Origin of the sequence: Streptomyces sp. NPDC127092, assembly GCF_042722475.1 — a bacterium.
In the GTDB taxonomy this organism is placed as follows: Bacteria; Actinomycetota; Actinomycetes; order Streptomycetales; family Streptomycetaceae; genus Streptomyces.
Map to the genome: position 1 here is coordinate 25,182 of NZ_JBHXFE010000030.1, position 20,607 is coordinate 45,788.

The window sequence follows — 20,607 nt, forward strand, 5'->3', positions numbered from 1 at the left end:
TTCCGCACCATTGGGCAGGGGGGTCGGGAAGGACTCACTTTTTGGGGCTCTTGGGTGTTCCGGGGGGGGACGGGGGACTGGCGGCGGGGGACCGGCCGCCCCCGCTGCCGGCGTCGCCGCTCAGCGCAGCCGGCCCAGCCGCTCCCGGAGCCTGCGGGCGTCCCGCAGCCGCTGCTCGTACGTCGCCCCCACCGCGAGCAGCAGCAGACCCGCCAGGGCCGGCGGCAGCCAGCGCGGCAGCGCGCCCACCGCCTGCACCACGTACGGCGCGAGCTCGTGCAGCCCGTCCAGGGCAAGCACCGCCCCGCCGAGGAGCAGCGGCGCCTGGAGCCGGAAGCGCGCGCCGAGCAGCGTCACCCCGAGCGCCGCGGCGCCCAGGAGCAGCGGCCGCGTCCAGTGGGGGTCGACCCAGGCCGCGAACAGGCTCGGCACCAGCGTCGCCGCCAGACCCGGCCCGTACGCCGTCCACGACGAGGCCTCCGGGTCGCGGCGGCGCCGCAGCACGCCGACCACCAGGGCCGGGACGGTCACCGGCAGCGTGTACGCCTCCGGGGCCGTCACCTCCCAGACCGCGAGCCGCACCCACGTGGCGAGCAGGAACAGCCCCGCCGCGACCCACGAGGCGACCGGGCGCCGCTCCGGCCGTACCGCCGTCGCCGCCGCGACCACCCCGCCGAGCGCCAGCGCGAGCGCGAGCAGCGCGGGCCGCCCGACCGTGAGGAGCAGCGCGCACAGCCCCACCGCCGCGCCCGTGGCCTCCACCGCCACGGCCACCGGACGGCGCCGCAGCCACGCACCGGCCGCGGCCGTCCCGGCCGGCACGGCCAGCAGCACGAGACCGCTCAGCACCACCCCGAACCCGGCCGCCGCCGCCCCGGCGCCGACCAGACCCGCCACGGTCAGCACGGCCGCACAGGCCCCGACCAGCCGCCGGGCCCCCTCGCCGGCCACCGCGACCGCGCCGAACAGCACCGCGAGCACTCCCAGCACCCCGAACGTGGCGCCGCGCGCGTCCAGCCCCAGCGCCACCGCCCCGCCCGCGGACGTGAGCCCGCACGCGAAGGCGAGCCAGCCGAGGACCGCCGTCGGCTCCACGTCCCGCGCGACCGCGGCCACAGGGCGGAGCGCCCACCCGGACGGGGAGAGGGACGGATCCGGGGCCTGGGCCGGTGCCGGGCCCGGTCGCGCGCCCGGCTTGAGCCCCCGCGCCGGCGGCCCGGGGCGGACGGCGAGCACCGAGGCCGCCGCGGCCGTCACCAGCATGAGCGCGAGCGTCGCCGCGTACGGCAGGTCCAGCGACACCGGCAGCGCGGTGAGCACCGCCCAGCCGAGGACGAGGGCGCCGCAGCGGGCCCACAGGCGGGGCACCACCGCGAGGGCCGCGGCCGCGAGCAGCAGCACCAGCGGGGCGGTCGCGGGATACCCGGTCAGGACGGGAGCGGAGTGCTCGCCCGACCACACCGCCGTCCGGCGGGCCAGCGGCCCCAGCGCCCCGGCCGCCACCGGCGGCACCGCCCACGCCACGGCGAGCCCCAGCACGCCGCCGCCCGCGACGGCGAGCCCGTTCCGCACCGCACCGCCGGAAAGGTTCCGGACCCCGGCCGCCCACCACGCGCCGGCCGCCAGGGCCGCACCGCACACCGCGTATCCGGGAACCTCCCAGGCCTCCGGCGCGACGGCCCGCAACAGCCCGCCCGCCGTGGCGACGACCGCCACCCCCGCCACCACGGCGGAGGCGAGCGCGGAGCCGCGGTGGCGCACCGCGAGGAACAGCAGCATCGCGGCGCACACGAGCAGCAGCGGAGTCGCGCGCAGCGGGGTCGCGAAGGACAGGAACAGACCCGTGAGCAGCGCCCAGCCGCCCAGACCCGCCGCTCCCACGCCCGCCGTCACCCGCACCGGCAGCGGCCTGGCCCACAGCACGGCCACGAGGTCCAGGACCGCCGTCGCGAGCGCCGCCCACGCGAAGGGGACGACACCGCCACCGGCGGCCAGCACCCCGAGGGGCAGCGGCAGTTGGGCGGCGGCCACGGCGGCCGGAAGCGGGATCCGCAGCCGGCCGAGGGCCGAGCCGTACGCCGCCCAGACGCCCGCGAGGACCGCCGACGCCACCGCCGCGTACGCGAGTCCGCCCGTGTCCGGCAGCGCCACCCGGTGCAGGGCGTAGGCGTCGAGCATCGTCAGGACCAGGCCGAGCGCCGCCACCGACTCCGCGGTCGACCGCAGCCCGCGGCGCAGCAGGACCACCGGGGCCGACAGCGCGGCCGAGGTCACGGCCGCCAGGACCGCGGACCGGCCGCCGATGCCCATTGAACCCCAGCTGACCAGCGTGAAGACCAGCGCGGCGACGGTCAGCAGCACCCCGCCCAGGGTGAGCAGCACGTTCTGGGTGCTGCGCGGCGTCGCCTCGGGCCGGGGCGACGCCGGCCCGCCCACGGGCGCGCCGGCGTGCGCCGGCGGCACCTGCGCGGCGGGCCGCTGCGCGTTCAGCACCCGCAGCAGCCAGTCCCGGCGGAGCAGCAACTGCGCCCGGCGGGCGTCGAGTCGGGCCAGTTCGCGGTCGACGAGCAGCAGCTCTTCCGCGGGAGGCAGGGAGGATTCCATAGCCGGAGTGTGACGCCGGACACGGGGAAGGGGGATGCGCGCACGTACTCAGATCCGCGTCTGAGTAGCCCGTTCCCACCGATCCCTGCCCGGGCGAGCCGCACCGGACCCCGCCCGAGCCGCGCCGGTCGTGCCCGGGCCGCACCGGTCCCCGCCCGGGTACCCCACACTGGGCCCATGGACTGGTGCCGCTACCGCTTCCGCAGCGTCTGGCGTCTTCCCGCGCCGCCCGACGCCGTCTATGCCGTCCTCGAGCGGGCCGAGGACTACCCGCGCTGGTGGCCCCAGGTCCGCGAGGTCGTCGCCGTCGACGACCGCACCGGCACCGCGCGCTTCCGCTCCGTCCTCCCGTACGAGCTCGTGGTCGCCACCGAGGTCCTGCGCCGTGACCCGGCCGCCCGCGTGCTGGAGGTCGGGATGCGCGGCGACCTGGACGGCTGGGCGCGCTGGACCCTCGCCGCGGAGGGCGCCGGCACCCGCGCCCTGTACGAGCAGGAGGTCGAGGTCCGCAGCCCGTTGATGCGCGCGCTCGCCGTGCCCGGACGGCCGCTGTTCCGCGCCAACCACGCCCTGATGATGCGCGGCGGGCGCCGTGGCCTCGCCGCCCACCTGCGGGCCTCGCCGCCGCCGGTTTGAACGAAGCCCCGTCGGGCCTGTATGGTTCAACGCGTTGCCCGGGCGATTAGCTCAGCGGGAGAGCACTTCGTTCACACCGAAGGGGTCACTGGTTCGATCCCAGTATCGCCCACCGGGAGAGGCCGGTCCGTCGGAAGACGGACCGGCCTCAGCCGTTTCCGGCGGCCTCACGCCGCCGTCCGCAGTTCCGGGCGCAGCGGCCAGGCCGGATCCACCGCCTCGGGCGTGCCCTGGCGGGCGAACCAGGCCTGCAGGCCCCGGGCCTGTGCCGCGTGCCACACCGCCTGGAGCGTGTGCAGTTCGGCCGGCGTCAGCCGTTCGAGCCGCGCGGTGAACCGCCGCCCCACCGCCCGTACGACCTCCATCGCCGCCTGCGCGTCCGCCGCCGCGTCGTGCGCCCCGTCCAGCACCACCCCGTACTGCTCGCACAGGTCCGTCAGCGTCCGCCGGCCCTTGCGGTAACGGTCCAGGTGCTTGTCCAGGACCCGCGGGTCGAGGACGCAGAGCGGGACGTGCTCCGTGTAGCGGGCCAGCGAGGAGGCGCGATGGCGGCGCAGCTCGCGGTCCAGGATCGTCAGGTCGAACGGGGCGTTCATCACCACCAACGGGCGTCCCGCCGCGCTCTGTTCGGCTATCGCGCGGGCCAGCTCCTCCATCACGGGCGACGGCCACCGCCCGTTGCGCTGCAGGTGATCCTCCGTCAGACCGTGGACGGCGGTGGCCTCGGGCGGCACCGGCACACCCGGGTTCACCAGCCAGCGCGTCACCCGCGGCCGCATGCCCGCCGCGTCCTGGACGACGAGGGCGGCGGACACGATCCGGTCCTCCTCGACGTCCACTCCCGTCGTCTCCGTGTCGAATGCCGCCAGGGGCCCTTCGTACCAGTGCGTCGTCATCCCCGAACTCCTCGCACGTGCGCGGCAGATGGCCATCCCCCTGCCCGAATCGTTGATACCCGGGCTGTTTGCGCCGTACGCGGACCGGTGACAACACAGGTGACGGGGAAGGGAATTGACATGGCGCTCGCCCAGCCCGAGTCGGATGGGCTGCCGCCCCAGCGGGCAGCACCGCTGCGCGGCTCACTCGCCACCACCGCCTGCATGGAGACCCTTCAGGTGGGGTACCTCCACGCGGTCGCGGCGGCGGCGGGCTGCTCGCTGTCGCAGCCGTTTCCGGACAACGGCATCGACTGGCACGTGAGTCACAGTGCTCCCGGTCACACCGTCGACGACGAGGTGACCATCAAGGTGCAGCTGAAGTGCACCTACCAGCTGCCGCCCCGGTCGTCCGGGGACGCGGCCGGGTCCTTCGCCTTCACGCTCGACAACGAACACCTGGTGAAGCTCGCGCGGACCCCCGTGGCGGTCCACAAGATCCTGGTCGTGATGCTCGTGCCGCGCGACCGGGAGGACTGGCTGCGGGCCGGGCACGACCGGCTCGACCTGCGGCACTGCTGCTACTGGATCAACCTGGCCGGGCACCCGGTCACGGGACGGCGCAGGACCACCGTGCGCATCCTGACGGCACGGATCTTCGACGACCGGGCGCTCTGCGAGATCATGGCCCGGGTCGGCGTGGGAGGGAGACCCTGATGCACCGGCCGATCGACGAACCCGAGAACGGGGCCGGTCACGGCCCCGACCGGGGCCTCCCGCCCGCCCACCCGGGCCCGCCCTCCTTCCGGCCGCAGCCGCACCCCGCCCCCGGCGACCTGCCCGGTCACTGGAGCGGGGTCCCCGCCGCGCCCGTCGGGCCCTGGGCGGACGCCGCCGAGGCCCCCGACCCGGGCGGCGTCGACCCGCGGGTCCTCGGCGCGCTGCTCGCACGGCACGGCTGGCGCCGCCGCGGCGGCGCCGCCGGCCGCTACAGCCGCTGGTCACCGCCGGGACCCGCGTCGGTCGGCCGGGGCACCAGCCTCCTCGTACCGGAGAGCCGCGCCTTCCCCGACTGCGAGGACCTGATCGGCGAGGCGCTGACCGCCCTCGCCCGCAGCGCCGACCCCACCGCCCGCGAGGTCCTCACCGGCCTCGCCGTCCCCAGCGACGAGATCCGCTGGTGGCGTGACGTGCCGCCGGGACCGGCCGGCTCCGTGCCCTGGACCCTGCAGGAACAGCTCAGGAGCGCGGCGCGCGGGGTGCTGCTCGCCGGCGCCCTCGCCGTGCGCGGCCGCGCCGGCTACCACGGGGCCCGGCACCGGCGGCAGGCGCAGACCTCCCTGGAGTCCGTCGTCGTCGGCGCGGCGCCGGGAGGCCGCGGCCTGACCGCCTTCCTGCCCGTCGACCCCGGCCGGGCGGTGTCGGTGCGGCTCTACCACGCGCTGTACGCCGCCCGCGAGGCCGTCGACTACCGGCGCGCGACCGGCGGCATGGAGGCCTTCGACACCGCCGTCGAGGCCGGCGTCAGCCGCGAGCTCACCGAGGCGCTGGTCGGGCTCGTGCGCGGCACCGAGGGCGCCAGCATCGCGCTCGCCTGGTCTCCGGCCGCCGGCACCCCGGCGGGCTGCGCCGCCCGCCCCGAGCCCGTCGAGTTCTCGCCCGGCGACCTGCCGGCGCTGCGCGAGGCCGGCGCCCGCTATCTGCGCGACGAGCCCGCCGTACCGGTACGGATCACCGGCGCGGTGGTCCGCATGCGCCGCTCCGGCCCGCGCGGCGAGGGCACCGTGCGGCTGCGGGTCCTCGCCGGGGCCGAGGTCGGGCACGTCCGGGTCACCCTCGACGAGGACGCCTACCGCACCGCCGGCCACGCCCATCTCGTCGGCCTGCCCGTCCGGGTCACCGGCCGGCTGGAGAGCCGCGGCGGCTTCCGCCGCTTGACCGACGCGACCGGCCTCGTACCGGTGCAGGTGGACGAGGCGGAACGGGACCGGCTGATGAAGTCGCTCCACGATCCGGACTTCTTCGAGGAGGCGTGCGGGCCGGGCGACGACTGAGGCCGGGCGGGGCGCCCCGGGTAGGATCAGGGCTGCGCGGCACCTCGTCTCTGCCGTGCACCGTTGGCGCCGGCACCTCGTGTCTGCCCGCGCCCCTATGTATGGAGCACCCGTGTCTGAAGTCCGTGTGACCGTCCGGTCCGCCTCAGGTTCAGAGGAGAGGACGGTGAGCGCGGGCACCACGGCCGGCGCCCTGTTCGCCGACGACCGCACCGTCATCGCCGCCCGCGTCGCGGGCGAGCTGAAGGACCTGTCGTACGAGCTCGCCGAGGGCGACGTCGTCGAGGGCGTGGAGATCTCCTCCGAGGACGGTCTGAACATCCTGCGCCACTCCACCGCGCACGTGATGGCCCAGGCCGTGCAGGAGCTGTTCCCCGAGGCCAAGCTGGGCATCGGCCCGCCGGTCCGGGACGGCTTCTACTACGACTTCGACGTCGAGAAGCCGTTCACGCCCGAGGATCTCAAGGCCATCGAGAAGAAGATGCAGGAGATCCAGAAGCGCGGTCAGCGCTTCTCCCGCCGCGTGGTGACCGACGAGGCCGCCCGCGAGGAGCTCGCCGGCGAGCCGTACAAGCTGGAGCTCATCGGCATCAAGGGCGCCGCGTCGACCGACGACGGCGCGAACGTCGAGGTGGGCGGCGGCGAGCTGACCATCTACGACAACCTGGACGCCAAGACCGGCGAGCTGTGCTGGAAGGACCTCTGCCGCGGTCCGCACCTGCCGACCACCCGCAACATCCCGGCGTTCAAGCTGATGCGCAACGCCGCCGCCTACTGGCGCGGCAGCGAGAAGAACCCGATGCTCCAGCGCATCTACGGCACCGCGTGGCCGTCGAAGGAGGAGCTGAAGGCCCACCTCGACTTCCTCGCCGAGGCCGAGAAGCGCGACCACCGCAAGCTCGGCAACGAGCTCGACCTGTTCTCCATCCCGGACGAGATCGGCTCCGGTCTCGCCGTCTTCCACCCCAAGGGCGGCATCATCCGCCGGGTCATGGAGGACTACTCGCGCCGCCGGCACGAGGAGGAGGGCTACGAGTTCGTCTACTCGCCGCACGCCACGAAGGGCAAGCTCTTCGAGAAGTCCGGTCACCTCGACTGGTACGCCGAGGGCATGTACCCGCCCATGCAGCTCGACGAGGGCGTGGACTACTACCTCAAGCCCATGAACTGCCCGATGCACAACCTGATCTTCGACGCGCGCGGGCGCAGCTATCGTGAGCTGCCGCTGCGCCTGTTCGAGTTCGGCACCGTGTACCGGTACGAGAAGTCGGGCGTCGTGCACGGCCTGACACGCGCCCGCGGCTTCACGCAGGACGACGCGCACATCTACTGCACCCGCGAGCAGATGGCGGACGAGCTCGACAAGACGCTCACCTTCGTCCTCAACCTGCTGCGCGACTACGGTCTGACCGACTTCTACCTGGAGCTGTCCACCAAGGACCCGGAGAAGTACGTGGGCTCCGACGAGGTGTGGGAGGAGGCCACCGCGGTCCTCCAGCAGGTCGCCGAGAAGCAGGGCCTCCCGCTGACCCCCGACCCGGGCGGTGCCGCGTTCTACGGCCCGAAGATCTCCGTGCAGGCGCGCGACGCCATCGGCCGTACCTGGCAGATGTCGACCGTGCAGCTCGACTTCAACCTGCCGGAGCGCTTCGACCTGGAGTACACCGCCCCGGACGGCACCAAGCAGCGCCCGGTCATGATCCACCGTGCGCTCTTCGGTTCGATCGAGCGCTTCTTCGCGGTGCTCCTCGAGCACTACGCGGGTGCGTTCCCGGCCTGGCTGGCCCCGGTGCAGGCGACCGGCATCCCGATCGGCGACGCGCACGTCGACTACCTGCAGGAGTTCGCCGCCAAGGCGAAGAAGCAGGGCCTGCGGGTGGAGGTCGACGCCTCCTCGGACCGGATGCAGAAGAAGATCCGCAACGCGCAGAAGCAGAAGGTCCCGTTCATGATCATCGCGGGCGACGAGGACATGGCCAACGGTGCCGTCTCCTTCCGTTACCGCGACGGTTCGCAGGAGAACGGCGTTCCCGTCGACGAGGCCATCGCCAAGATCGCCAAGATCGTCGAGGACCGCGTCCAGGTCTGACGGTCGCCGTACGGTGACCTGACGCACCCGTCAGGAGGCCCCCGGGGAATCCCCCGGGGGTCTCTTCTCGTCCTCCCGGGTGAACGCCTGGATCAGCCAGGACGAGAAGGAACCCGTCACCGCGCCGAGCAGCGCCAGACCGCAGCCCATCATGCCCACCGCCGTCAGCCGTCCGACCGGCGTCACCGGGACCTTGTCCCCGTACCCGACCGTCGCCAGCGTCGCGCACGCCCACCACACCGCGTCCCCGAAGGTGCGGATCGAGGCGCCCGGCGCGTCGTACTCGACCTCGTACACGGTCAGCGCCCCCGCGAAGCCCAGCAGGCCGGCCGTCATCCCCGCGTACGCCATGACCCGGGCGTGGAGCGAGAGCCGGGGCTGGTCGTGGCGGCGCTGCACCCGGTCGTAGACGCTCACGATCCGCAGCGGGCGCAGCAGCGGCAGGACCAGCACCACCGTGTCCAGAAGGTGGTGCCGTACGAAGCGGACCAGGCCCAGGCCGCTCAGCCGGAGCCGTACGACGTAGTCCACGAGGAAGACCGCCCACGAGGCGAAGGTGAGGGCGAGGCACAGGTCGCGCACGGCCGGCGGCAGGTGGTGGCCGAGGATCCGCACCGCGTAGGCCCCGAGGAAGACCAGGGCGGTCACCGTCAGCGGGGTCTCCATCCAGCGGTCCCAGCGCTCCTGCGCGGGCGGGATCGGCGGCCTGTCTCTCATCGGATCAGCATGGCCCCTGCACGGATCCCGCGCCCCGGCGACACGTTCCGAACGGGCGAAGCAATATGCTGCACAGCATGACGACTGAGCCGGAGCAGCAGATCGGAGTGGGAACGCAGGACGCGTTCCAGCGCCTGTGGACGCCTCACCGGATGGCGTACATCCAGGGCGAGAACAAGCCGACCGGGCCGGGTGCCGAGGACGGCTGTCCGTTCTGCACGATCCCCTCGAAGTCGGACGAGGACGGCCTGGTGATCGCGCGCGGCACGAGCGTGTACGCGGTGCTCAACCTCTACCCGTACAACGGGGGCCATCTGATGGTGGTCCCGTACCGGCACGTCGCCGACTACACCGACCTCGACCCGGCCGAGACGGCCGAGCTCGGCGAGTTCACCAAGCGGGCCATGGTCGCCCTGCGCGCGGCCTCGGGCGCCCACGGCTTCAACATCGGCATGAACCAGGGCACGGTCGCGGGCGCCGGCATCGCCGCGCACCTGCACCAGCACGTCGTTCCGCGCTGGGGCGGCGACACCAACTTCATGCCGGTGGTCGGCCACACCAAGGTGCTGCCGCAGCTGCTCGCCGACACCCGGAAGATGCTGGCCGACGCCTGGCCGGCCGGCATCTGATCCGTCTCCGTCCCGCGGCGGCCGCCCTACGCGTCGTAGAGGTCGGCCTTCTTCGGGCCGGGGTCCTGGATGCCCCCGCTGAGGACCAGCGAGCGGGCGCTGAAGCGCTCGGTGTCCACGCCGTGATCGTCGAGCACCCTGATGGTCGCGGCGTGCACCGCCCGCAGCACCGGCGTCGCCGCGCGGATCGCGTCGTCGGCCATGAAGCGGTGCCGCCAGGGCTGGCCGGCCCAGGCGTGGCGCAGGCCGAAGGGCTCCGGCAGGACCAGCTTGCCGCCGAGGAAGTCCAGGACCGGCGGGAACCAGGTGAGCGGGGCGCGCACGGCCTGGCGCACCACGTCGTCGGTGTCGGTCAGCGGAAGCTTGATCTCCCGGGTCTCCCAGAACCTGACGGTCTTGGAGACCTCCCTGGTCTTCGCCTTCGGCTTGGTGGTGAAGAGCGAGTGGACCGGGCCGAGGGCGTGGCCGGTGACCTCGACGCGCAGGGTGTGGTGGAGCGAGGTGACCGTCACCATCATGGTCAGGACCAGCTGACCGTCCCAGAGCGTGAACTGAACGCCGAGGTAGTGCCGGTTCCCGCTGCCGAACTGCTGGTCGTTGCAGATGCGCTGTATCTCGTGCGGCTTCACCTGGAAGTGCACGATGTTCTCGCCCTCGGGGCGGGCGACCTCGTCGGCGCCCTCGCCGACCGGCGAGACGATCCAGTGCTTCACGGTCGGCTTGGGGAAGCCGGTCTTCAGCGAGCCGCGTTCGAGGAGCGTCAGCTCGGTGTGGATCTGCCGGACGACGTCCCACGCGCGGAAGTCGTGGATCTCCTTGCCGTCGCGGGGCACCAGCTCCTCGGCGAGGGTCCAGCTGCCCCATCGGGTGCCCATGCCCAGTATTCCCTTGGGGCCCGCGTAGAAGACGACGTTCGACTGCTGCTCGGCGCCCAGCTTCTCCAGGTTGAGGCGCAGCTCCTCGGCGGTCTTCTCGGTCGGGTCCTTGGGCACCGCCTCGGGCACGGCGGCGCCGAGTCCGCCGCCGCTGAGCAGCGCGGTCCAGCGCTCGCGCAGGTCCTGGGCGGTCCTCTCGCAGATCCGGCGGGCCAGGAACCAGCCGACGACGGGCGCCACGATCATGGCGCGCAGATAGTTCGGCAGCAGCCCGTCGAACGGCAGCTTGAGGAGCACGAGCAGGGCGAAGAGGCCGGCGGCGGCGAGCAGGGCGGTGCCGACGGCGCTGGTGCGCCTGTTCTCGGAGCCCGCGGCGATCCTGCGCAGCTGGATCACGCCCAGCCACAGCAGCAGACCGGGCAGGAACAGCACGCCGAAGAAGAAGGTGACCAGGGTCAGCTTGATGTCGCGCTGCTTGCGGATGCCGGTGGCGGCCAGGCAGTGCTCGACGACCGGCTGGGGGTCCGCGCCGAAGGACTGGATGAGGGGCTTGCGGGCGCCGCCGAGCATGCGGACCTGGACGGCGCGGGAGAAGGCCTCGCCGAGGTCGGGACGGAAGAGCTTCTTCCACTTTCCTTCCTTGACGGTGGACTTGTGCCACTCGTTGTTGGCGTCGAGGATCGCCTCGACCGGGCTGTCGCGGTACGCGGCGGAGGCGAGCGCATGGGTCGCCGCCGTCTGTGCGTCCGATCCCTGGAGGGGAATCTGCGCCCCGGGTCCGAAACTGCCGATCGTCACTGCCGCCCCCATCACCACGGTTCCTGTGCGGGCTGTTCCCAACTGCCGCGCCCCGCACACCTTCTGAGCTGGGCACCACAGCGTAACCGGGTGGCGACGCATGCGTCACCGGAGCGCGGGGGGTCGGCCGAATGCACGAGGGGTCGGCCGGATGCCGCCCGCCGGAGGGGAGTCGGACGGGCGGCACCGGCTGTCGACGCGTCGGCCGGCGACGCGTCAGCTACGCGGCCTTCTCCACCTGTTGGCGCATCTTGTCCGCCAGGTGCGCGGGCATCGCCTCGTGCCGCGCGTACGAGCGGTCGAAGCTGCCCGTGCCGTGCGAGACGGAACGCAGGTCGACCGCGTACCGCCCGATCTCGATCTCCGGCACCTCGGCCCGCACCACCGTCCGGCCCGGCCCCGCCTGCTCGGTGCCGACCACCCGGCCGCGCCGCCCCGACAGGTCGCTCATCACCGCGCCCACGTACTCGTCCGGGACGAGCACGCTGACCTCGGCCACGGGCTCCAGGAGGTGGATCGCCGCCTCGGCCGCCGCCTCCCGCAGGGCCAGCGCGCCGGCCGTCTGGAAGGCCGCGTCGGAGGAGTCGACCGAGTGCGCCTTGCCGTCCCGCAGGGTGACCCGGATATCGACCAGCGGATAGCCGGCGGCCACGCCACGGGCCGCCTGGGCACGTACGCCCTTCTCGACGGACGGGATGAACTGGCGCGGCACGGCCCCGCCGACCACCTTGTCGACGAACTCGATGCCGCTGCCCGGCGGCAGCGGCTCCACGTCGATCTCGCAGATCGCGTACTGGCCGTGCCCGCCCGACTGCTTGACGTGCCGGCCGCGCCCGGCCGACGGCCCGCCGAAGGTCTCGCGCAGCGACACCTTGTGCGGCACCGTGTCGACCTGGACGCCGTACCGCCCGCGCAGCCGCTCCAGGGCCACGTCCGCGTGCGCCTCGCCCAGGCACCACAGGACGACCTGGTGGGTGTCCTGGTTCTGTTCGAGCCGCATCGTCGGGTCCTCGGCCACGAGACGGGCGAGGCCCTGCGAGAGCCTGTCCTCGTCGGCCTTGCTGTGCGCCTCGATGGCGAGCGGCAGCAGCGGCTCCGGCATCGTCCAGGGCTCCATCAGGAGCGGCGCGTCCTTCGAGGAGAGGGTGTCGCCGGTCTCGGCGCGTGCCAGCTTGGCGACGCAGGCCAGGTCGCCCGCGACGCAGTGCGCGAGGGTGCGCTGCTGTTTGCCGAACGGCGAGGTCAGCGCGCCGACCCGCTCGTCGACGTCGTGGTCCTCGTGCCCCCGGTCGGCCAGTCCGTGCCCGGAGACGTGCACGGTCTCGTCGGGCCGCAGGGTGCCGGAGAAGACCCGGACGAGCGAGATCCGGCCGACGTACGGGTCGGAGGAGGTCTTCACGACCTCGGCGACCAGCGGCCCGTCCGGATCGCACGTCACCGCCGGGCGCGACTGCCCCTCCGGGGTGGTCACGGCCTGCGCCTCGCGTTCGAGCGGGCTGGGGAAGCCGCCGGTGACGAGTTCGAGCAGCTCGACCGTGCCGAGGCCCTGTTTCCCGCCGTCCGTCGCCGGGGCCGCGGCGAGCACCGGATGGAAGGTGCCGCGCGCGACCGCCTTCTCCAGGTCGTCGACCAGTGTCTTGAGGTCGATGTCCTCGCCGCCGAGATAGCGGTCCATGAGGGTCTCGTCCTCGCTCTCGGCGATGATCCCCTCGATCAGCCGGGCCCTGGCCTCCGCGATCAGCGGCCGCTGCGTCTCGTCGGGCGGGTCCTCCCGGCGCACGCCCGTGGAGTAGTCGAAGATCCGCTCCGTGAGCAGGCCGACCAGACCGGTGGTGGGCGCGTGCCCGTCGGCGCCCTCGGCGCCGCGTACGGGCAGGTACAGCGGGAGCACGGCGTCGGGGTCGTCGCCGCCGAAGAGCCGGCCGAGGAGCTCGGTGAGCGCGGTGAAGTCGGTGCGTGCCGTGTCGAGGTGGGTGACGACGATCGCCCGCGGCATGCCGACGGCGGCGCACTCCTCCCACACGGCGCGGGTCGAGCCGACCACCGCGTCGGCCTCCTGGGCCGCCGAGACGACGAAGAGGGCCGCGTCCGCCGCGCGCAGACCGGCCCTCAGCTCCCCGACGAAGTCGGCGTATCCGGGAGTGTCCAGGATGTTGATCTTGTAGCCGCCCCATTCCACCGGGACGAGCGAGAGCTGTACGGAACGCTGCTGACGGTGCTCGATCTCGTCGTAGTCGGAGACCGTGGCGCCGTCCTCGACCCGTCCTGCCCGGTTGACCGCTCCGGCGGTCTGCGCCAGGGCCTCGACGAGGGTCGTCTTTCCCGATCCGCTGTGGCCGACCAGCACCACGTTCCGTACGGCCGAGGGCCGGTCGGCCGTTGGAGCCCTGCCGGCGGCTCCGGAGTGGGGGTTCGCCTTGTCGCCCATGATTTCTTCCTCCCGACTGCTGCGTACTGCTCGTGCGGTGAGGTGTCCTTCGAGCTTTGCACCGACGTCATGGCTCGTCCATACGTCGTACGCGCGCGGCGCGGCGACGGGCCGCGCGCGGTGCGGGCGACGGGCGTCCGCCGGGGTGCCGACGCCACAGGCGGGTGCCGCCGCTCCCGCGGGGGCCCGCGTGGCTACGATGGGTGAGCCGGTGGTCGTAGGGGCCGCGCGGCCCACGAACCTCGGGAAGGCCTCAAGGCCATGCTGAACAAGTACGCGCGTGCGTTCTTCACGCGTGTCCTCACACCGTTCGCCGCGTTTCTGCTCCGCCGGGGCGTCAGCCCCGACACCGTCACGCTCATCGGCACCGCCGGAGTCGTGGCCGGCGCCCTGGTCTTCTTCCCCCGCGGCGAGTTCTTCTGGGGCACGATCGTCATCACGCTGTTCGTCTTCTCGGACCTCGTCGACGGCAACATGGCCCGGCAGGCCGGTGTCTCCAGCCGTTGGGGAGCCTTCCTCGACTCGACCCTGGACCGAGTCGCCGACGGGGCCATCTTCGGCGGTTTCGCCCTCTGGTACGCGGGCGGGGGCGACGACAACGTGCTCTGCGCGGTGTCGATCTTCTGCCTGGCCAGCGGTCAGGTGGTGTCCTACACCAAGGCGCGCGGTGAATCGATTGGCCTGCCGGTCGCGGTCAACGGTCTGGTCGAGCGCGCCGAGCGGCTGGTGATCTCGCTGGTCGCGGCCGGTCTGGCCGGGCTCCACGCCTTCGGCGTGCCCGGCGTCCAGGTGCTGCTGCCCGTGGCCCTGTGGATCGTGGCGGTCGGTTCGGCGGTGACCCTCGGGCAGCGGGTGGTGACCGTACGCAGGGAGGCGGCGGAGGCCGATGCCGCCGCACGGGGGAGCGAGGCGGCGTCGTGAGCGTCAGGGACAGCGTGACCGACGGCCTGTACGGGCTCGGCTGGGCCACCGTGAAGAAGCTGCCCGAGCCGGTGGCGAAGGGCCTCGGCCGGCGGATCGCCGACACGGCGTGGAAGCGGCGCGGCAAGAGCGTGCTGCGGCTGGAGTCGAACCTCGCCCGGGTCGTGCCCGACGCCACGCCCGAGCGGCTCGCCGAGCTCTCGCGGGCCGGCATGCGCTCGTACATGCGGTACTGGATGGAGTCCTTCCGGCTGCCGACCTGGAGCAGGGAGCGGGCCGCCGGCAGCTTCGATCCCAAGGACGTGCACCACCTGACGGACGGCCTCGCCTCCGGCCGGGGCGTCATCCTCGCGCTGCCGCACATGGGCAACTGGGACCTCGCCGGGGTATGGGTCACCCGCGCGCTCGGCGTCCCGTTCACGACCGTCGCCGAGCGGCTGAAGCCCGAGTCGCTGTACGACCGGTTCGTCGCGTACCGGGAGTCCCTCGGCATGGAGGTGCTGCCGCACACCGGCGGCGCCGCGTTCGGCACGCTGGCGCGGCGGCTGCGGGCGGGCGGCCTGGTCTGTCTGGTCGCGGACCGGGACCTGTCCGCCTCCGGCGTCGAGGTCTCCTTCTTCGGCGAGAAGGCCCGGATGCCCGCGGGGCCGGCGATGCTCGCCCAGCAGACGGGCGCGCTGCTGCTTCCGGTGACGCTCTGGTACGACGACACCGACGTCATGCGGGGGCAGGTCCACGCACCGGTCGAGGTGCCCGAGTCAGGTACCCGCGCCGAGAAGACGTCCTCCATGACACAGGCCCTCGCCGACGTCTTCGCCGGGGGCATCGCCGAGCACCCGGAGGACTGGCACATGCTTCAGCGGCTGTGGCTCGCCGACCTGGAGGAGCGCGAGGGGGAGCGGCGCACGTGAGGATCGGCATCGTCTGCCCGTACTCCTGGGACGTGCCGGGCGGCGTCCAGTTCCACATCCGCGACCTCGCGGAGCACCTGATCAGGCTCGGCCACGAGGTCTCCGTCCTCGCGCCCGCCGACGACGAGACCCCGCTGCCGCCGTACGTGGTGTCGGCGGGGCGTGCCGTGCCCGTGCCGTACAACGGCTCCGTGGCCCGGCTCAACTTCGGCTTCCTGTCGGCGGCGCGGGTGCGGCGCTGGCTGCACGAGGGCACCTTCGACGTCGTCCACATCCACGAGCCGACGTCCCCCTCGCTCGGCCTGCTCACCTGCTGGGCGGCGACCGGGCCGCTCGTGGCCACCTTCCACACCTCCAACCCGCGTTCGCGGGCGATGATCGCCGCGTATCCGATCCTCCAGCCGGCGCTGGAGAAGATCAGCGCGCGGATCGCGGTCAGCGAGTACGCGCGGCGGACGCTGGTCGAACACCTGGGCGGCGACGCGGTCGTCATCCCGAACGGCGTCGACGTCGACTTCTTCGCCCGGGCGGAGCCCAAGAAGGAGTGGTCCGGGGGCACGCTCGGCTTCATCGGGCGGATCGACGAACCGCGCAAGGGCCTGCCGGTCCTCATGCGGGCCCTGCCGAAGATCCTCGCCGAGCGGCCGGACACCCGGCTGCTCGTCGCCGGCCGGGGCGACGAGGAGGAGGCCGTCGCCTCACTGCCGCGCGAGATGCGCTCCCGGGTCGAGTTCCTCGGCATGGTGAGCGACGAGGACAAGGCACGGCTGCTGCGGAGCGTCGACGTGTACGTGGCGCCCAACACGGGCGGCGAGAGCTTCGGCATCATCCTCGTCGAGGCGCTGTCGGCGGGCGCGCCGGTCCTCGCCTCGGACCTGGACGCCTTCGCCCAGGTCCTGGACCAGGGCGGGGCGGGCGAGCTCTTCGCCAACGAGGACGCGGACGACCTGGCGAACCACGCGATCGCGCTCCTCGGCGACGAGACGCGCCGCGCGGAGCTCAGCGAGCGCGGCTCGGCGCACGTCCGCCGCTTCGACTGGTCGACGGTCGGCGCGGACATCCTGGCCGTCTACGAGACGGTGACGGACGGCGCGGCCTCGGTGGCCACGGACGAACGCGCGAACGGCGGCCTGCGGGCCAGGCTGGGCCTGTAGCGAGGCGGCCCCGGCCCCGCGCACCGCGGGTGCGCGGGCCGCGGGCCGCCGGCGCACGGGTCTGTCGCCCTTCCCTTCCGCTCTCGGCGGACGCGGCCGTACCCGTCCGGCGTGCCGGGCAGGCTGCGGCCATGATGACCACGACCTGTCTCGACCTCGGGTACTTCGTCCGTCCCGCCGCGGAGTGGGGCGGTCCCCACGACCGCACGGAGCCGGTGCTCGGCTACCTCGTGCGGTACGAGGGCGGCGCCCTCGTGTTCGACACCGGGATGGGGGAGGGGTCCCCGGAGGCGGACGCGCACTACCGGCCGGTGCGCCGTCCCCTGGAGATCGGGCCGGAGGACGTCGACCTCGTGGTCAACTGCCATCTGCACTTCGACCACATCGGCGCCAACCAGCGCTTCCCCGACACCCCGGTGCTGGTCCAGCGCACCGAGCTCGCCACCGCCCGCGCCGGCGGCCACACCATCGACTCCCTGCTGCCGGGCGTCCGCTACGAGGAGATCGACGGCGAGCACGAGATCGCGCCCGGAGTGCGCGTCGTCCCGACGCCCGGGCACACCGAGGGCCACCAGTCGCTGGTGCTGGACGAGGGCGACCGCCTGACGGTCCTCGCGGGACAGGCGTACGACTTCGCGCACGAGTTCGGGAAGCCGTACCGCCCGTGGCTCGGACGGATCGGGGAGCTCGCGGCCGGGCGGCAGCTGCGCGTCCTGTTCGCCCACGACCACGAGGTCTGGGAAGGGACCCTGCCGCTGCCCCGGTAGCCTGTGCGCCCGTGACCCAAACCCTGATCTGGACCGTCGTCGCGCTGATCCTCGTCGGCGTCTACCTGAGCTGGACCGCCGGGCGGCTCGACCGGCTGCACACGCGCATCGACGCCGCGCGGGCCGCGCTCGACGCGCAGCTGCTCCGCCGGGCCTCGGTCACCCAGGAGCTCGCCACCTCCGGCGTGCTCGACCCGGCCGCGTCGATCGTCCTGTACGAGGCGGCGCACGCCGCACGCCAGGCCGAGGAGGACCACCGCGAGGTCGCGGAGAGCGAGCTCAGCCAGGCGCTGCGCGCGGTGTTCGGGGAGCCGGAGCAGGTGGAGCTCGTACGGGAGGCGCCCGGCGGCGAGGAGGCGGCCGGGGAGCTCGCGGCGGCCGTCCGCCGCGTCCCCATGGCCCGGCGCTTCCACAACGACGCCGTACGGGCCGCCAGGGCGCTGCGCCGGCACCGGAAGGTGCGCTGGTTCCGGCTGGCCGGCCACGCCCCGTTCCCCATGGCCTTCGAAATGGATGACGAACCGCCTGCCGCACTTGCGGATCGTCCCAGCTGAACCGCCTCAGCCTTCGTTAGCTGCGAAAACGATCCACCGGCTGCACATTGGCCCTTGATGTGGACCGGTCGTGGCCTGTTTCCTCGCTCTTGTCGTCAACCCCGTTGTCACATGTGAGGTACCCGTGTCCACCACGCCTTCCACCACCCCCCAGTCCCCCGAGACCGGCACGGCCCGCGTCAAGCGCGGCATGGCCGAGCAGCTCAAGGGCGGCGTGATCATGGACGTCGTCACCCCGGAGCAGGCGAAGATCGCCGAGGACGCGGGTGCGGTCGCCGTCATGGCCCTGGAGCGGGTCCCCGCGGACATCCGCAAGGACGGCGGCGTGGCCCGCATGTCCGACCCGGACATGATCGAGGGCATCATCAACGCCGTCTCCATCCCGGTCATGGCCAAGTCCCGCATCGGCCACTTCGTCGAGGCCCAGGTCCTGCAGTCCCTCGGCGTCGACTACATCGACGAGTCCGAGGTCCTGACCCCGGCCGACGAGGTCAACCACTCCGACAAGTGGGCCTTCACCACCCCCTTCGTCTGTGGCGCCACCAACCTGGGCGAGGCCCTGCGCCGCATCGCCGAGGGCGCGGCCATGATCCGCTCCAAGGGCGAGGCCGGCACCGGCAACGTCGTCGAGGCCGTCCGCCACCTGCGCCAGATCAAGAACGAGATCGCCAAGCTGCGCGGCTTCGACAACAACGAGCTGTACGCCGCCGCCAAGGAGCTGCGCGCCCCGTACGAGCTCGTCAAGGAGGTCGCCGAGCTCGGCAAGCTGCCGGTCGTGCTGTTCTCCGCCGGTGGCGTCGCCACCCCGGCCGACGCCGCGCTGATGCGCCAGCTCGGTGCCGAGGGCGTCTTCGTCGGCTCCGGCATCTTCAAGTCGGGCGACCCGGCCAAGCGCGCCGCCGCCATCGTGAAGGCCACCACCTTCTACGACGACCCGAAGATCATCGCGGACGCCTCCCGCAACCTGGGCGAGGCCATGGTCGGCATCAACTGCGACACCCTGCCCGAGGCCGAGCGCTACGCGAACCGGGGCTGGTAAGCACCGATGAGCACCACTCCCGTGATTGGTGTCCTGGCACTCCAGGGCGACGTACGGGAGCACCTGATCGCCCTGGCCGCGGCTGACGCCGTGGCCAGGCCCGTCAGGCGCCCCGAGGAGCTCGCCGAGGTCGACGGCCTCGTCATTCCGGGCGGCGAGTCCACCACCATCTCCAAGCTGGCCGTGCTGTTCGGGCTGATGGAGCCGCTGCGCGAGCGGATCGCCGCGGGGATGCCGGTCTACGGCACCTGCGCCGGCCTGATCATGCTCGCCGACAAGATCCTCGACCCGCGCTCGGGCCAGGAGACCTTCGGCGGCATCGACATGATCGTGCGCCGCAACGCCTTCGGACGGCAGAACGAGTCCTTCGAGGCGGGCGTCACCGTCAACGGAATAGACACCCCCGTCGAGGGCGTCTTCATCCGTGCCCCGTGGGTGGAGTCCGTCGGCGCCGCGGTCGAGGTGCTCGCCGAGCACGACGGCCACATCGTCGCCGTCCGGCAGGGCAGGGCCCTCGCCACCTCGTTCCACCCCGAGCTGACCGGCGACCACCGGATTCACGAGCTGTTCGTGGACATGGTGCGCGCCGAGCGGTGACCCGGTCCTTGTAGGATCTCTGGGGTTCGTTCAAGAAGTTGGTTACGCGAAGGAGACAGGCAGATGTCCGGCCACTCTAAATGGGCTACGACGAAGCACAAGAAGGCCGTGATCGACGCCAAGCGCGGCAAGCTCTTCGCGAAGCTGATCAAGAACATCGAGGTCGCGGCCCGGACCGGCGGTGCCGACCCGGACGGCAACCCGACGCTGTACGACGCCATCCAGAAGGCCAAGAAGCAGTCGGTTCCCAACAAGAACATCGACTCGGCCGTCAAGCGCGGCGGCGGCCTCGAGGCCGGCGGCGTCGACTACCAGACGATCATGTACGAGGGCTACGGCCCGAACGGCGTCGCGGTGCTCATCGAGTGCCTCACCGACAACCGCAACCGCGCCGCCTCCGACGTGCGCGTCGCCATGACCCGCAACGGCGGCTCCATGGCCGACCCGGGCTCGGTGTCGTACCTGTTCAACCGCAAGGGCGTCGTCGTGCTGCCCAAGGGCGAGCTGACCGAGGACGACGTCCTGGGCGCCGTCCTCGACGCGGGCGCCGAGGAGGTCAACGACCTCGGCGAGAACTTCGAGGTCATCAGCGAGGCCACCGACCTGGTCGCGGTCCGCACCGCCCTCCAGGAGGCCGGGATCGACTACGACTCGGCCGAGTCCAGCTTCGTCCCGAGCATGCAGGTCGAGCTCGACGAGGAGGGCGCGCGCAAGATGTTCAAGCTGATCGACGCCCTCGAGGACAGCGACGACGTGCAGAACGTCTTCGCCAACTTCGACGTCAGCGACGAGGTCATGGAGAAGGTCGACGCCTGATCGGCGACCTTGACCGGGTCTTCGCGGGTTTTCGCGACTTTTCGCGCGTATTCGCGGGCTCTTCCGCAGCGGGGGGGCGGAGGGAAGAACACCGCAGCGTCCTAGTGTCGGGTGGGGACAAGAAGCCCCCTGGAGAAAAAAAA

18 protein-coding genes and 1 tRNA gene are annotated in these 20,607 nt (G+C 72.8%); 14 read left to right on the plus strand and 5 right to left on the minus strand.

The window, feature by feature from the left end; all coding sequences use genetic code 11:
- Positions 1-120: 120 nt before the first annotated feature.
- Complete coding sequence (locus ACFWJO_RS23965) at positions 121-2,604, minus strand: SCO7613 C-terminal domain-containing membrane protein (protein ID WP_386868143.1); 2,484 nt, start codon at positions 2,602-2,604, stop codon at positions 121-123.
- Between the two features lie 177 nt (positions 2,605-2,781).
- On the opposite strand from ACFWJO_RS23965, the gene ACFWJO_RS23970 reads away from it, so the two are divergent.
- Together ACFWJO_RS23970 and ACFWJO_RS23975 are read left to right on the plus strand one after the other, a co-directional pair.
- A complete protein-coding gene (locus ACFWJO_RS23970) occupies positions 2,782-3,240 on the plus strand; it encodes an SRPBCC family protein (protein WP_386868144.1) in 459 nt (152 codons plus the stop codon).
- 40 nt (positions 3,241-3,280) lie between these two features.
- Positions 3,281-3,352, plus strand: a tRNA-Val gene (locus tag ACFWJO_RS23975).
- A 55-nt stretch (positions 3,353-3,407) separates the two neighbouring features.
- Here the strand turns inward: ACFWJO_RS23975 and ACFWJO_RS23980 are convergent.
- On the minus strand, positions 3,408-4,136 hold the full coding sequence (locus ACFWJO_RS23980; protein WP_386868146.1) for a 3'-5' exonuclease: 729 nt from the start codon (positions 4,134-4,136) through the stop codon (positions 3,408-3,410).
- Between the two features lie 120 nt (positions 4,137-4,256).
- On the opposite strand from ACFWJO_RS23980, the gene ACFWJO_RS23985 reads away from it, so the two are divergent.
- The 3 genes from ACFWJO_RS23985 (at position 4,257) to thrS (ending at position 8,258) form a co-directional block, all read left to right on the plus strand.
- Positions 4,257-4,832, plus strand: coding sequence for a DUF4365 domain-containing protein (locus ACFWJO_RS23985; protein ID WP_386868148.1), 576 nt, complete (start codon positions 4,257-4,259; stop codon positions 4,830-4,832).
- A complete protein-coding gene (locus ACFWJO_RS23990; RefSeq protein ID WP_386868150.1) occupies positions 4,832-6,169 on the plus strand; it encodes a hypothetical protein in 1,338 nt (445 codons plus the stop codon). The genes ACFWJO_RS23985 and ACFWJO_RS23990 overlap by 1 nt, the downstream gene beginning before the upstream one ends.
- 112 nt (positions 6,170-6,281) lie before the next feature.
- On the plus strand, positions 6,282-8,258 hold the full coding sequence (gene thrS, locus ACFWJO_RS23995; RefSeq protein ID WP_386868152.1) for a threonine--tRNA ligase: 1,977 nt from the start codon (positions 6,282-6,284) through the stop codon (positions 8,256-8,258).
- A gap of 30 nt (positions 8,259-8,288) precedes the next feature.
- Here the strand turns inward: thrS and ACFWJO_RS24000 are convergent, their stop codons facing one another.
- The gene (locus ACFWJO_RS24000; RefSeq protein ID WP_386868153.1) at positions 8,289-8,975 is read right to left on the minus strand and encodes a potassium channel family protein; all 687 of its coding nucleotides are present in this window, start codon (positions 8,973-8,975) and stop codon (positions 8,289-8,291) included.
- A gap of 65 nt (positions 8,976-9,040) precedes the next feature.
- Here ACFWJO_RS24000 and ACFWJO_RS24005 point away from each other — a divergent pair, with 65 nt between their 5' ends.
- A complete protein-coding gene (locus tag ACFWJO_RS24005) occupies positions 9,041-9,604 on the plus strand; it encodes an HIT family protein (RefSeq protein ID WP_386868155.1) in 564 nt (187 codons plus the stop codon).
- 26 nt (positions 9,605-9,630) lie between these two features.
- Here the strand turns inward: ACFWJO_RS24005 and ACFWJO_RS24010 are convergent, their stop codons facing one another.
- Complete coding sequence (locus ACFWJO_RS24010) at positions 9,631-11,289, minus strand: hypothetical protein (RefSeq protein ID WP_386868157.1); 1,659 nt, start codon at positions 11,287-11,289, stop codon at positions 9,631-9,633.
- A 208-nt stretch (positions 11,290-11,497) separates the two neighbouring features.
- Positions 11,498-13,705 carry an elongation factor G-like protein EF-G2 gene (locus tag ACFWJO_RS24015; protein ID WP_386868159.1) on the minus strand — a complete coding sequence of 736 codons (2,208 nt, stop codon included), beginning with the start codon at positions 13,703-13,705 and terminating at the stop codon, positions 11,498-11,500.
- A 261-nt stretch (positions 13,706-13,966) separates the two neighbouring features.
- Here ACFWJO_RS24015 and pgsA point away from each other — a divergent pair, with 261 nt between their 5' ends.
- The 8 genes from pgsA to ACFWJO_RS24055 all read left to right on the plus strand — a co-directional run bounded on the left by pgsA (position 13,967) and on the right by ACFWJO_RS24055 (position 20,464).
- Entirely contained in the window at positions 13,967-14,626 is a 660-nt protein-coding gene (gene pgsA / locus ACFWJO_RS24020; protein ID WP_386868161.1) for a phosphatidylinositol phosphate synthase, read from the plus strand.
- On the plus strand, positions 14,623-15,537 hold the full coding sequence (locus tag ACFWJO_RS24025; protein ID WP_386868162.1) for a phosphatidylinositol mannoside acyltransferase: 915 nt from the start codon (positions 14,623-14,625) through the stop codon (positions 15,535-15,537). Before pgsA ends, ACFWJO_RS24025 begins: the two co-directional genes overlap by 4 nt.
- Positions 15,534-16,691, plus strand: a complete 1,158-nt coding sequence (locus ACFWJO_RS24030; RefSeq protein ID WP_386868164.1) for a glycosyltransferase family 4 protein — start codon at positions 15,534-15,536, stop codon at positions 16,689-16,691. The genes ACFWJO_RS24025 and ACFWJO_RS24030 overlap by 4 nt, the downstream gene beginning before the upstream one ends.
- Positions 16,692-16,822: 131 nt before the next feature.
- On the plus strand, positions 16,823-17,458 hold the full coding sequence (locus ACFWJO_RS24035; protein WP_386868166.1) for an MBL fold metallo-hydrolase: 636 nt from the start codon (positions 16,823-16,825) through the stop codon (positions 17,456-17,458).
- A gap of 11 nt (positions 17,459-17,469) precedes the next feature.
- Positions 17,470-18,012: a hypothetical protein gene (locus ACFWJO_RS24040; RefSeq protein ID WP_384416598.1), complete on the plus strand. Its 543-nt coding sequence runs from the start codon at positions 17,470-17,472 to the stop codon at positions 18,010-18,012.
- A 124-nt stretch (positions 18,013-18,136) separates the two neighbouring features.
- Positions 18,137-19,051 carry a pyridoxal 5'-phosphate synthase lyase subunit PdxS gene (gene pdxS / locus ACFWJO_RS24045; protein ID WP_384416601.1) on the plus strand — a complete coding sequence of 305 codons (915 nt, stop codon included), beginning with the start codon at positions 18,137-18,139 and terminating at the stop codon, positions 19,049-19,051.
- 6 nt (positions 19,052-19,057) lie between these two features.
- Entirely contained in the window at positions 19,058-19,648 is a 591-nt protein-coding gene (gene pdxT, locus ACFWJO_RS24050; protein ID WP_386868169.1) for a pyridoxal 5'-phosphate synthase glutaminase subunit PdxT, read from the plus strand.
- 63 nt (positions 19,649-19,711) lie between these two features.
- Positions 19,712-20,464, plus strand: a complete 753-nt coding sequence (locus ACFWJO_RS24055) for a YebC/PmpR family DNA-binding transcriptional regulator (RefSeq protein ID WP_384416607.1) — start codon at positions 19,712-19,714, stop codon at positions 20,462-20,464.
- Positions 20,465-20,607 lie beyond the last annotated feature (143 nt).